The organism is Flavobacterium chryseum (assembly GCF_004362015.1).
GTDB lineage: Bacteria > Bacteroidota > Bacteroidia > Flavobacteriales > Flavobacteriaceae > Flavobacterium.
Genome location: NZ_SNWW01000010.1, coordinates 41266 through 55582, shown reverse-complemented (window position 1 = coordinate 55582; position 14317 = coordinate 41266). Strand labels below are relative to the sequence as shown.

The following is a 14317-nucleotide window of genomic DNA, read 5'->3' as shown; positions in this document are numbered from 1 at the left end:
GAATTTAAAATGAAAAAATTAAATAGAATAAATACAGGATTAGAAAAGTTACAGCCAATTAAAGTAGTTCAGTTTGGAGAAGGTAACTTTTTAAGAGCTTTTGTTGATTATGCTTTTCACAAACTAAATAAAGAAGTTGATTTTAATGCTGGTATTGCAATGGTTCAGCCTTTGAAAGACGGTATGGTAAACCTGATTAATGATCAGGACGGTCTTTATACTTTGTTTATGAACGGAATTAAAAAAGGCGAAAAAATACAAGATATTGAGTTAATCACTAATATTGTAAAAGCAATAAATCCGTATACTGAATTTGCAGATTATTTAGCTTTAGCCAAGGAAGAAGAACTTCAATTTATTGTTTCAAATACAACTGAAGCTGGAATTGAATTTATTGAAAGTGATACTCCGGATATGCAGCCTCCAGTTTCATTTCCTGCTAAGTTGACGGTTTTATTATATGAAAGATTCAAACATTTCAATGGAGATGCTTCTAAAGCGGTAACAATCATTCCTTGTGAATTGATTGATTATAACTCAGAGACGCTGAAAAAATATATTTTACAATATTGCGATACTTGGAAGTTAGAGGATGCATTTAAAACTTGGGTATCAGATGCTTGTACGTATCACAGTACTTTGGTTGACAGAATTGTTCCTGGATATCCAAGAGCTGAAATTGAAGAATACAATAATAAATTAGATTACGAGGACAATTTAATTGTTGCTGCAGAACCTTTCTTTCTTTGGGCTATTGAAGGTGGTGATGCCTTAAAAGCAAAATTACCTTTTCATAAAACAGATTTGAATGTAAAAATCGTTGATGATATACGTCCTTTTAAAATGATTAAAGTTCGTATTTTAAACGGTGCACACACGGCAATGGTTCCTTTTTCACTTTTGTATGGTAACAAATTAGTGATGGAAACTGTTAACGGAGATTTTACCGGAAAGTTCGTAAACAACGTTATTAGTGAAATTAGTGAAACTCTTGATATGGACAAAAATGAAATTACTGCCTATTCTGAGGAAGTAATGGACCGATTTAAAAATCCGTTTATCAAACATGCACTTGCCGACATTGCATTAAATTCTATCTCAAAATTCAAAGTAAGAGTTTTACCTAGTTTATTAGGATATTATAATACTAACAAAAAGTTGCCTGTTAATTTGACTTTTTCATTAGCGAGTTTAATTCAATTCTACAAAGGAACCTGGAATAACGAAGCATTACCTGTAAAAGATTCTCCAGAGATAGTTGAAGCATTTAAAAACGCTTGGCAATTAGGATCTGCAGATTTAGTTGTAGCTAAGATATTAGCTAATACTGAATTCTGGGGAGAAGATTTAACTAAAGTAAAAGGTTTATCAGAAGCTTTAGTAGTAGCCTTAAATGAAATTGAAGCGAACGGAATAGAACAAGGTTTTGCTAATTTCAGCAAACAATATTAATTAGATTACACATACTTTTTAAACATTATTATCATGCAAAAGAAATTAATAAAAGTAAACCCTTCAGATAATGTAGCAGTTGCATTGGTGAATTTGGTTGCTGGTGAGGTAATCAACTTTGAAGGACAAGATATCACAATCGTATCTGATGTGAAGATGAAACATAAAATTGCGATGCATACTTTTGAAGTAGGTGAACGTATTATTATGTATGGTGTTTTGGTTGGAAAAGCAAGTGCCAGAATTGAAAAAGGAGGTTTACTTTCTACAGAAAATGTAAAACATGAAAGCGATAAAGTAACCGGTAAAACGGAAACGATTGGCTGGAATGCTCCTAATGTTGATAAATGGAAAGACAGAACGTGGCAGGGCTATCACAGAGAAGACGGACAGGTTGGAACTGAGAATGTTTGGTTGTTTTTTCCGTTAGTATTTTGTGAAAACAGAAATATTGAAATCTTAAAAGATATTTTTGAAAAGGAATTAATGAAGCCTAAAGAAAACGATTATCAGTTGTTACTTCGTTCTTTGGTAAAAACAGAAACGGGCGGTACTGGTAATGAAGCAGCTTCTAATGATGCTAATTTATTCAATAATATCGAAGTAAAATTCATAACGCACCAGGGTGGATGTGGCGGAATTCGTCAGGATTCGCACAGTTTGGCTAAATTATTAGCCGGATATGTAAATAATCCAAACGTTGCCGGAGCTACAGTTTTGAGTTTAGGATGTCAGAATCTTCAAATTCAGATTTTTAAAGATGCTTTAGACGCTATAAATCCGGGAAGTAAAAAACCGGTTTTAATCTACGATCAACAACAAATTGGTACTATCGAAAGCATGTTGAGCAGTGTTGTAAAAGATACTTTTGAAGCTATTAAAATTGCAAACAATATACAAAGAACGCCTGCGCCTTTATCTAAATTAAGAATTGGATTGGAATGTGGTGGTTCTGATGGATTCTCAGGAATTTCTGCTAATCCAACATTAGGAGTGTTATCTGATCATTTAGTTGCTTTAGGAGGAACTACAATTCTTTCTGAATTTCCTGAATTATGTGGAGTAGAGCAGGAATTAGTAAACCGTTGTGTAGATGATAAGGATGGAAAACGTTTCTTAGACTTAATGCAATGGTACGAAAAAACAGTTGTAGATGCAGGTTCAGGATTTGACATGAATCCATCTCCGGGTAACATTAAAGACGGTTTGATTACAGATGCAATGAAATCTGCTGGTGCTGCTAAAAAAGGAGGGACTTCACCAATTACAGGTGTTTTCGATTATGGTGAATACATTAATGAACCAGGCTTTACATTGTTATGTACTCCTGGAAATGATGTTGAATGTACAACGGCAATGGTTGGTTCTGGAGCGAATATGGTTTTGTTTACAACAGGTTTAGGAACTCCAACAGGAAACCCAATTGCGCCGGTTGTTAAGATTTCATCTAATACTGAATTAGCTAAAAAAATGTCTGATATTATCGATATTGATACTGGTGGAATTATCACCGGAGAAAAATCTATCGATGAAATGGCAGATGAAATGCTTGAATTTATTATCGATGTTGCGAGCGGAACTATTAAAACCAAAGCTGCAATCTTAAACCAAAACGATTTTATTCCTTGGAAAAGAGGGGTATCTCTATAATAAAAATTAACAGATAAGCTCATTTTAAACAATGAGCTTATTTTTTTACCATTAAGATATTAAGTTCATAAAGCTGTAATGATAAGAAGATAAAAATATAAACCATTAAGAGATTAAGCATTAAGTGCAAAGCTTAATTTTCTTAATCTCTTAATGGTAAAAAAGATAAAAATTCTAAATTTTTAATGGTTCAATAAAAATTAAAAGGTAGTTCTTGACGAAGATTTACGAATGTGTAATTCAGGTGCAAGAACTACCTTTTTTTCGATTTTAATCGTATCTGTTTTGTCTACTTGTTCAAGGAAAACACGTGCAGACATTTTCCCCATTTCAAGCGGAGACTGATCTACAGAAGTTATAGATAATTCCATGAATTTCGTAAAAGGTTCGTTACTAAAACCCGCTACACAAAACTCATTTGGTATGCTGATATTTCTTTCTTTTAATTCCTGAATCGCGCCTAAAGCTGCGAAATCACTCGAAGAAAATATGGCATCTGGTGGTGTTTCTAGTCTTAATAATATCTCAACGGCTTCTTTTCCAGCTTCAACACTACTTTTAGAACGTATTACATATTCTTCTTTAAAAGTTAATCCGCTATCTAATATGGCTTGTTTATAGCCTAAAAACCTGTTTTTAAAAATTTCAAGTGATTGATCTCCTGATAAATGCGCAATAGCTCTGCAGCCTTCATTAATCAAATGTTTTGTGGTTTCATAACCACCTTTAAAGTCATTAATCGTAACAGAACTTACACCATCAATATGTTTGCTTCTGTCAAAAAAGATAAGCGGAACATTTTTTTGTAAAACATTATGAAAAGCACCATCATTTTCGTCTGTAACTGCAGTAACCGACATTAGAATTCCGTCAACCTGCGCGTCTATTAAAGTATAAAGATTTTCATTTTCTCTTTTTAAATCTTCATGAGTCTGACAAATAATAACCTGATAACCATGAGGTTGTAACTCTTCTTCGATACCTCTGATTACAGATGCAAAAAAGTTACTATCAATACGAGGAACAATAACACCTATATTATTACTACGACCGCTTTTTAATGCTAAAGCAAGTTTGTTTTGCTTGTAGTTCATTGAAGCTGCAGTTTTTATAACTAATTCACGTGTGCTTTCTTTTATTTTAGGGTTGTTATTTAACGCTCTGGAAACCGTCGCTGCAGTGATATTCAATTTTTTTGCAATATCGTAGATGGTTATTTTTTCGCTCATTCAAAAATAGTTTTTGATTTATTTATAGACAAAAATACATTTTTTTTATATAATGTGATATACATTGTTATCGATTACCATAATTGGTAACTAAAACGTTTTCAATCTTACAATGATAATAAATTATATGTTTTTTTACACAATATGTAAATAAAATTAGTAATAAAAATTAAATATATAAATTTTTTCTAAATAAATTTGGTTCATACACTCTAATTTTATATTTTCGTGTAATCGATTACATAATTGTTGGCTTTTCAGTAAAAAGATAAATAAATTACTACGTAAATGATTACAAATAAGTTTATAACGTTTTGGCCAGTTGCACTTTTCTGTGTAGTCATGTTATTGGTATTGTCGTGTGGAAAGCAAGTTTCTGCTGCCTTGGATACAGATCCGTGGAAAAAAATGGAATTAATTGTTAAAACCATTCCCCAAACTCATTTCTCTGATAATACTTACAACATCAATGATTTTGGTGCTGTAGCAGATGCAAAAATCTTAAATACAGCAGCTTTTGAAAAAGCAATTAAAGCTTGTGCCGAAAATGGCGGAGGAAAAGTAATTGTTCCGAATGGAAAATACTTAACCGGAGCGATACATCTAGAAAGTAATGTGAATTTGCATTTAGAAGATCAGGCAGAAATTCTTTTTAGCATAAATCCTAAAGATTATCCTATCGTACATACTTCTTGGGAAGGAACAGAATTAATGAATTATTCCCCTCTTATATATGCCAAAAACAAAACTAATGTTGCAATAACAGGAAAAGGAACTTTAAACGGCCAAGCAAACAGTACAAATTGGTGGATTTGGTCAGGAGGAAAAAGTTATGGCTGGCAAAAAGGAATTCCTTCACAAAATGATCCCACGAACCGTGAAGTTTTAGTTGATATGGCTGAAAAAAATGTTCCTGTTTCAGAAAGAGTTTTTGGAGAAGGACGTTATTTAAGACCAAGTTTTATAGAGTTTTTTGAATGTAATACGGTTTTAATAAAAGATGTTACCGTTATAAATGCTCCTTTTTGGATTCTACATCCTTTAAAATCAAATAACATTATCATTGATGGCGTAACTGTAAACAGTCATGGCCCAAATAATGATGGTTGTGATCCGGAATATTCTCAAAATATAATTATCAAAAACTGCACTTTCAATACCGGTGATGATTGTATTGCCATAAAAGCCGGAAGAGATGCTGATGGAAGAAGAGTTGCCATACCAAGTAAAAATATCATCGTGCAAAATTGCAAAATGATTGACGGACACGGCGGTGTTGTTATTGGAAGTGAAATTTCAGCTGGTGTCAATAATGTTTTTGTAGAGAATTGCTTAATGGACAGTCCAAATTTAGACAGGGCAATCCGAATTAAAACAAATTCAAAAAGAGGAGGCGTTATCGAAGATATTTTTGTTCGAAATCTTTCAATTGGAACCGTCAAAGAATGCGTTTTGAGAGCAACGATGACTTATAATGTTTACGGCAGCCAGACAGGAAATTTTATTCCCGTAGTAAGAAATATTACTCTTGAAAACATTAAAGTTAAAAACGGCGGAAAATACGGCGTTTTGGCAGACGGTTATGCAGAATCTCCAGTGGAAAATATTACACTTAGAAACGTAGTAATTGAAAAAGTAGACTCGGTCTATTCTTTAAAAAATGTAAAAAATATCAATTTTATCAATACCTATATTAATGGAAAAAAAGTAGAACAAATTAAAAATTTAAAAAAAACTATCAATTAACCAATAAACCAAACTATGAACATTAAACAAATTTCAAAGAAAAAATTAAAATACAATCTTGTGTTTTTATTTTTCCTAAACTTCCTGTTAAGCAATACTATGAGCGCACAGTCGACCGTAGTAGAAGGAAAAATTACTGATGCTTCGGGATTATCTCTTCCGGGCGTAAACATTCAGGAAAAAGGAACTAAAAACGGAACTTCGACAGATTTTGAAGGGAGTTTTAAAATCAATGTTACTAATAAAAATGCTATTTTAGTAATTAGTTATTTAGGATTTCAAACGCAGGAAGTTAGTATTGCAGGAAAATCTAAAGTAAATGTAAGTCTTGCAGAAGCATCAAACTCACTAAACGAAGTTGTTGTAGTAGGTTATGGTACTGTGAAAAAATCAGATGTTACAGGTACAGTAAGTACTATAAGTGCGGCGACTATAACGGAGAGAAATACAACAAATCCATTAGAAGCTATCCAAGGAAGTACAGCAGGGGTTCAAATTTCTTCTGCTTCAGGGCGTGCAGGCGATGGATTCAAAATCGTTATCAGAGGAAACAACTCTTTGCTATCTGATACTAGTGGTACTAATTCTACAGCTGTAGGATCGACTCCGTTGTTTGTTGTTGATGGTGTACCCCTGGACAATATCGACTTTTTAAACCCACAGGACATTGCCAGAATGGATGTATTAAAAGATGCTTCTTCTGCAGCAATATATGGTTCCAGAGCTTCTAACGGGGTGGTGATTGTAACAACAAAAAGTGGTTCAACAGCTAAATCAGGAATTAATGTTAGTTTTAATACATCATATGGTACTAAAACAGCTGCGAGATTACCAGAATTTATGAACTCACAAGAGTGGTATGCATTTAATCAATCTGCATTTTTATCTTATCCAGCAACTTCACAAACACCTCAGGCACTTGCGACTGCTTCTACAGGTAATAGTCCTTTATTAGTTAAAAGATACAATGAAGGTTTTAGTTATGACTGGGTTGATGCGATCCTTAAACCTGGTTCAACCCAAAATAATTATTTAAACATTTCGGGACGTGGAGATTCAGGTTTAAGCTATAACATAGGGCTTGGTTTACAAAATGATGAAGGACTTATTGATAATGATTCAACGGACAAATATTCTTTCAAATTAGGTTTAAATCATAAAATAAATGACAAATTCTCTACAGGTGTAAACGTTACTGTAGCGCGTATTGAGAGCCAATTAGGTAGTGATTTAGCAATGCAGGATGCATTTAGGCTGCCTACACTTTTATCTCCCTGGGCTGTTGATGCTAACGGAAATGATATTGTAGGACAATTAACATTACAACCTGGTAAAATAACGCAACCTGGTAATGCCACCCTTGTTTTAGACAGAACCAGTAATGTTAATCCATTAATGGAAATTGCAAACTCTTCACAAACAGAAAAAACATGGCAAACTGTTGGTAATGTTTATTTTCAATACCAAATGTTAAAATGGTTAAGCTTTAAAACAACTTTTGCTGCAGGTATAGTAAATTCTGTTACAGGTATATCCAATACCGCTAATACAAATCAGGGAATTCTGGTAAAAGGAAATTCATCATCAATTAGAAATTACAATAATTTCAATTATACTTGGGACAATCAGCTAGACTTAAAGCATACTTTTAATGAAGTACATGATTTTAGCATGTTATTATTACAAAGTACTTACTCCAACACAGATCAAAATTCATACTTATATTCAAGTAATCAGCCTTTTGAATCAGGGATATACAATGTTGGTTCTGGATCACCTTCAACTTATTCTTTTGTTGCCCCAACACCAGAAACACCTTATGTGAAAAACGAGTTAAAATCTTATGCTGTACGTTTAAATTATGCTTACAAGGATAAATATTTATTAACTGCCTCTAACAGATGGGATGGTTCATCTGTATTATCAAAAGGAAATCAATGGGAAAGTTTTCCATCTGTAGCTTTAGGCTGGAAAATTAGCAAAGAGTCATTTTTATCAAACAGCAACATTATTTCTGACTTGAAATTAAGAGCTAGTTTGGGGTATACAGGAAATGACAACGTTAATGCTTATGCCTCGCAAGCACTTTTAGACCAACAAACATTCTATGCGAACGGATCGAATCTTGTTGCAGGATGGCAATCAAAAAATTTGGCCAACAAAAAATTAGCTTGGGAAAAAACAAGAGAAGTGAATTTTGGACTTGATTTTGGATTACTAAAAAACAGAATCTCAGGAAGTGTCGATGTTTATGATAGATTATCGACTAACGTAATTAATAGTAGACAACTTCCTTATGAAATGGGTTACTCAAGAACATTTGACAATGTAGGTTCGGTTAGTAACAAAGGTGTTGAAGTTTCATTGACAACTAAAAACATTCAGTTAGATAAACTAAAATGGGAAACAACATTTATATTTAGCAAAAATATAAATGAATTAGTTTCTATTAATTACCAGGAAACAAGTGATATAGGAAATAATTTAATTCTTGGTTCAGAATTAAATCCTAATTTCCACTATGTTTACGATGGCGTTTGGCAAGAAAGCGAAGCTACTCAAGCTGCTTTGTTTGGTGCTAAACCTGGTAATGGTAAATTAAAGGACCTTAATGGTGATAATAAAATTGATGCTAACGATAAAACTGTAATTGGTAGTAGCGTTCCTAAATGGCAGGGAAGTTTTTATTCTAAACTGACATTTGGCCAATTTGATTTCAATTTCTCGGTTATTACAAGTCAAGGACAAACCGTATATAGTCCTTTTCATAGACAATTTACAGACGTTACTGACAGAAACCGTCAAAGGGTAAAAATGGACTATTTTGTACCAACCAATGGTGCTGGTGTTACTCCAAATGCATCAAACAATGCTCCAAGACCTGGTCCTACAGCAGGTGGTAATGGAGCAGGAGCCACTTATCTGGAGACTACAAATACAGGTCTTGTTGGTTATGCATTTTACAGAGATGCATCTTACGTCAAAGTAAAAAACATCTCAGTAGGTTATACATTAAATTCAGATTTAATGCAAAAACTTAAATTGAGTAATCTAAGAATTTTCATTAATGTTTTAGATCCGTTTGTTTTTACTGATTTTGATGGTTACGATCCTGAATGGGCAGGAGCTGCGATAGGGGTAAACCGTCCATCTTCTATTACTACTCAATTAGGATTAAGTGTTAACTTTTAATAAAATAAAAAATGAAAAAAATAATAATAATTTTAGGAGTAATTGCCTCACTATTTACTTCATGTAGTGACATAGATGAAAAAAGTTTGTCTTATCCTGCGGCTGATGAAGAATACAGAACCTCAGGTGGATTTCAATTGTTAGTAAATTCTACTTATGCAAGATTGAAAGAAATTTATGGAAATAATCCATGGTTTTTTGTGGGAGGGACTGATTTGTATGCTGAAGGTTTTAATCCCGAATCGCCTTTAAGTAATTATGCTAGTCTTGTACCTTCATCTAACAATGTTGAAGAGTTATATGTATCTTGTTATTCTCAAATACAATCAGTAAATAAAGTATTGTATTATTCAACAATTACAGAGCAAACATCTAATTTGAATGTATTAGTAGGAGAAGCTCGATTTTTAAGAGCGAATGCTTACTTCTTGTTGGTTCAGGCTTATGGAGGAGTACCTATTGTTAATGATCATATAGTTAGTACTGAAAATACATCTTTTAACAGAAATACAGAAGAAGAAGTGTATAATCAAATTATTGAAGATTTGAATGCTTCTTTAGCAACTGTAGGAACAGCAAATTATGCTACATCAGGAAAAGTAAACAAGAGGGCTGTAAATGACTTATTGGCTAAAGTTTATTTAACAAGAGGGTACCAATCTTATGGTAAAGCCACGGATTTTGCTACAGCAGCAAATTTTGCAGATGCGGCTATTGCAGGACAAGCACTAATATTGCCTGTTGATCAATTGTTTAAACCTGGAAACGATCTAAATGCGGAAACTATTTTCTCTGTTCAATATGACAAAGCTTCAACAAGTACTAGTCCAACCACTCTTGGTAACAGACAATACTCTTATTATAGTTCTAATTTAGGAGGAACCAATGTTGGTGCGCCACAGAGAAGTCAAAATTTATTACCAACACAGTACGCTTTAGATCTTTATGAGGGTCCAAATGACAAAAGATGGGATGCAACTTTTATGACCACAATTTATTCAGGTACCGAAACAACAAACGGAGTATCTTCCACTGTTGTATATTTTCCTTATTATAGAAGTAGTAGTTTGAGCACATTAAAAACATTACATTTTTATGAGCCAAAAGGATATACACCTGCTCAAAGAGCTGCTTATATAGCTTCACATCCTGATTTACAGAAACCTAACAGACCAAATGGAGACCCGAGAGGATACCATAGATATGGAGAATACGGTGCAGAAAGCGTTGCTGTTCCGGGATGGATTAATGATGCTGGTACTATACCTGTGAAAAAATTTGATGATCCGGAATTATCAACACCACTTGGTACTGGAGCTGTAAGCACAAGAGATATTATTTTAGCAAGATTAGCAGACACGTATTTAATTGCTGCTGAAGCTTATTTTAAAGCAGGTAACCCAGCACTTGGTTTAGACCGCTTAAATGCCGTGAGAACCAGAGCAGGAGTAACTGGCGCCCTTCCTGCACAATTTAATATTGATTACATTTTGGATGAAAGAGCAAGAGAAATGTTAGGTGAGTATAATCGTTGGTTTGATTTAAAACGAACAGGTACCTTGACAACACGAGTACCGGGCAATAATTATAAAATTAAATTAGCCGATTTTGGAACTGCTCCGAATCAAAAACTATTAAGACCAATTCCTCAAAAAGCAATTGATTTGAATAAAAATAAAAATTTTCCTCAAAATCCTGGTTATTAGTAATTTGATAATTTTTTTGAGATTGTAGTTTTTTGAAGAAGTTAAAAAGGAGTTTGATGCATTTCAAACTCCTTTCTTAACTGTAAAATAAGTTTGTTAGATGAAGAAAGCGCTTTTTATGATACTGTTGATTTCCAATGCTATTTTTGCTCAAAGCAATGTTGGTGTTGATACTTCATACACCGTAAAAAGTACTTATGCTAAACTAATTAAAAAATATCCCTTTATAACGATACCTCAGGAACAAAACAATGGTTTAATTATTGAAGTTGAAGAAGTTGTTTATCAGCAAGGAAAGGACAGAGCATTACATTTGGATGCTTTTTTTTATAAAAAACAAAAATTAAATCCTGCAGTAATCATGATTCATGGTGGAGGCTGGAGGTCAGGAAATAAAAACCAAATGCATATTTTGGCAAAGGAAATAGCTTTAAAAGGCTATTCTTGTTTTGCCATAGAATACAGATTATCTTTAGAAGCAAAATACCCGGAAGGAATTTATGATGTAAAAAATGCGATTAAATTTATAAAAGATAACGCGCGAAAATTCAATGTAGATCCAGACAAAATTGCCGTTTTAGGTTGCTCTTCAGGAGGACAAATGGCAGCTTTGATTGGTACAACAAACGGAAATTCGGATTTTGAAGATGCAGCGTACAAAAGTAAATCATCATCAAAAGTAAATGCGATTATTGATATAGACGGCGTTTTAGCTTTTAAACATCCCGAATCTTCAGAAGGAGAAATGGCATCATTTTGGCTTGGAGGTACTTATGATCAAAAACCGGAGAACTGGAAAAATGCTTCGGCTTTAAGCCATACAGATAAAAATACGCCGCCAATACTTTTCATAAGCAGTAGTTTCGACAGGTTTCATGCGGGGAGAGACGATGTGATTGCGATTTTGAATCAGCATAAGATTTACAGTGAAGTTAAAACAATTCAGGATTCACCGCATTCTTTTTGGTTTTTTCAGCCCTGGTTTGATGAAACTGTAACGCACACAACACAATTTTTAGATAGAATTTTTAAATAATACAACACAATGAAAACAAAAATCACATTAGCAACCTTATTCTTAGTTGGTTTTACGGCAGTTCAGGCTCAGAAATACGATATAAAAACAGCGAAAACCTATGCAGAAATCTCGTCGAAAACTGATGGAAAATGGGAAGGCAGAAAATATATTGGAGGAACTGTTTTTAAAAATGTAGATCAACTAAAACTTGCTCCGGAACATACAGATCATTCTTTTGATATTCGTTACGAAGGACCGGGTTGGGAAAGTAATAAAATTGGATACCGTTTGTATTTAGACTGGAGAAATGCAATTGATATTTTTGGAAAGAAAACATCTGAAATGATCTTGCCAAAAGTAGGTCAGGATAATTTTGATTCTTATCACGAAATGAGCGATTGGGGAGCAGATATTCTGAAAGCCGGAAAAGCAATCGGAATTGGATCGATTGATCGTTATTTAAACAATGAAAAATTACACTTTCGTGAAGTAGATTCGACCATTGCAAATGTTGCTAATAAAACAAATGAATCTACAGTAAAAGTGCGTTATTATGGCTGGAAAACAGCTTCTGATAAAATTGATTTTACTTCAGAACTAACCATCAAACCAGATCAATTGTATACGCAACATACGATTAAGGCTTCAAAAGAAATTAAAGGAATTTGTACCGGAATTGTAAAACAAAAAAATACAGAATTACTTAAAAAAGAGAGTAAAAATAAAAAATGGGCTTATATAGCAACTTACGGAACACAATCGTTAGTGCCGGATAAATTAGGATTGGCTATTTTTTATGAAGTGAAAACAATCGAGAATGTTGCTGATACAGATTTAGATTATTTACTGGTTTTTAAACCAACAACAAAAGCAACATCATTTTACTTTTTAGGCGCCTGGGAACAACAAATTGATGGAATCAAATCGCAAGAAGAATTTGTAAAATATTTAGACGAAAAATTAGAGATCCTGAACAAAAAAGGGAAACTATAATTTTGTAAAATATAATAGCTACAGCTTAAAGGATTAGAAAGATAAAAATTAAAATCTGCTACATCTGCTGAATCTGCGTGAAAATATAACAAAGAAAATGTATGTCTAAAACAATTTGTACAAAGACAAATTTTATCAAATACGCAATTATTCTGCTATTAATTTTTAGTGGTAAACTAACAGCGCAGTCTAAAGAAAATCCGCTTTCTGCTACTTCAAAATGGTCAGAAAAAGCGGCCGTTACAATATTGAATAAATATCCGAAAGCGTGGCAGATCGACGGAACCGAAAAACCAAAATGGGATTATAAAATGAGTCTTGTTTTGTTTTCTTTTGAAAAATTATATCAAAAAACAAAAGATAAAAAGTATCTCAATTACATCAAAGAATATGCTGATGAAATGATTGACAGTTTAGGAAATATTAAAAAATATGATGTTAAGGAATATAATATTGATTATGTAAATCCGGGAAAACTTTTGTTCAATTTATATAATAGTACGAAAGACAATCGCTATCAAACAGTAATAAAACAATTGAGAAATCAACTTGAAAGTCAGCCAAGAACGGCAAGCGGCGGCTTTTGGCACAAGGAAATCTATCCTAATCAAATGTGGATTGACGGCTTGTATATGGCAGAGCCTTTTTACACCCAATACACGGTATCCTATGAAAATGGAAAAGCGTTAGATGATATTGCAAAACAATTCGAATTGGTTCAAAACCATTTGGTTGATAAAAAAACAGGTTTAGTTTATCAGGCCTGGGATGAAAGCAAAAAAAATGGCTGGGCAGATCCTGAAACCGGAACATCGCCAACCATTTGGGGACGCGGGATTGGATGGTACATGATGGCTTTGGTAGAAACCTTAGATTATTTTCCTAAAAGTCATCCAAAGCAAAAAGAATTAGTTGGCTTTTTGAACGAGATTTCAAAGAATGTTGTTAAACATAAAAGTACATCAGGATTATGGTATCAGGTTACTGATAAACCGGAATTGAAAGATAATTTTTTAGAATCTTCATCTTCGGCCATGATTATTTACAGTCTGGCAAAAGGCGCAGATAAAGGATATTTACCAGCAAGTTATAAAAAGACAGCACAAAAATCTTTTGATGCCTTTGTAAAAGAATTTGTAAAAACAGATGCCAATAATGAAATTACAATTTCAAATGTTTCATCAAATGTAGGTTTGGGAGGAAAACCTTTTCGCGACGGATCAAATGAATATTATATAAAAAGCAAAGCAAAAAACAACAGTTCGCCTGCCTTAGCCGCATTTATATTAAGTGCTGTAGAACTGGGAAAATAAAATTTCGAAAGAAAAAGT

The 14317-nt window shown here is 33.3% G+C and carries 9 protein-coding genes; 8 read left to right on the top strand and 1 reads right to left on the bottom strand.

The genetic code is table 11. The features are described 5' to 3' along the window. Positions 1–9: 9 nt before the first annotated feature. On the top strand, positions 10–1452 hold the full coding sequence (locus tag EV143_RS17680; RefSeq protein WP_133509272.1) for a tagaturonate reductase: 1443 nt from the start codon (positions 10–12) through the stop codon (positions 1450–1452). A 33-nt stretch (positions 1453–1485) separates the two neighbouring features. Continuing rightward, positions 1486–3102 (top strand): UxaA family hydrolase, encoded by a 1617-nt coding sequence (locus EV143_RS17675; RefSeq protein ID WP_133509271.1) that lies wholly within the window; start codon positions 1486–1488, stop codon positions 3100–3102. Positions 3103–3302: 200 nt separating this feature from the next. On the opposite strand, the gene EV143_RS17670 is transcribed toward EV143_RS17675, so the two are convergent. After that, a complete protein-coding gene (locus EV143_RS17670; protein WP_133509270.1) occupies positions 3303–4331 on the bottom strand; it encodes a LacI family DNA-binding transcriptional regulator in 1029 nt (342 codons plus the stop codon). 288 nt (positions 4332–4619) lie between these two features. Between EV143_RS17670 and EV143_RS17665 the strand changes: the two genes are divergently transcribed. The 6 genes from EV143_RS17665 (at position 4620) to EV143_RS17640 (ending at position 14299) form a co-directional block, all read left to right on the top strand. Continuing rightward, positions 4620–6077 carry a glycoside hydrolase family 28 protein gene (locus EV143_RS17665; protein WP_133509269.1) on the top strand — a complete coding sequence of 486 codons (1458 nt, stop codon included), beginning with the start codon at positions 4620–4622 and terminating at the stop codon, positions 6075–6077. A 15-nt stretch (positions 6078–6092) separates the two neighbouring features. After that, positions 6093–9269 carry a SusC/RagA family TonB-linked outer membrane protein gene (locus tag EV143_RS17660; RefSeq protein ID WP_133509268.1) on the top strand — a complete coding sequence of 1059 codons (3177 nt, stop codon included), beginning with the start codon at positions 6093–6095 and terminating at the stop codon, positions 9267–9269. Positions 9270–9280: 11 nt separating this feature from the next. Next, positions 9281–10975, top strand: a complete 1695-nt coding sequence (locus EV143_RS17655) for a RagB/SusD family nutrient uptake outer membrane protein (protein WP_133509267.1) — start codon at positions 9281–9283, stop codon at positions 10973–10975. Between the two features lie 100 nt (positions 10976–11075). After that, positions 11076–12011, top strand: coding sequence for an alpha/beta hydrolase (locus EV143_RS17650; RefSeq protein ID WP_133509266.1), 936 nt, complete (start codon positions 11076–11078; stop codon positions 12009–12011). A gap of 9 nt (positions 12012–12020) precedes the next feature. Beyond that, a complete protein-coding gene (locus tag EV143_RS17645; protein WP_133509265.1) occupies positions 12021–12986 on the top strand; it encodes a DUF4861 family protein in 966 nt (321 codons plus the stop codon). 101 nt (positions 12987–13087) lie between these two features. Next, on the top strand, positions 13088–14299 hold the full coding sequence (locus EV143_RS17640) for a glycoside hydrolase family 88/105 protein (RefSeq protein ID WP_133509264.1): 1212 nt from the start codon (positions 13088–13090) through the stop codon (positions 14297–14299). Positions 14300–14317: the final 18 nt, after the last annotated feature.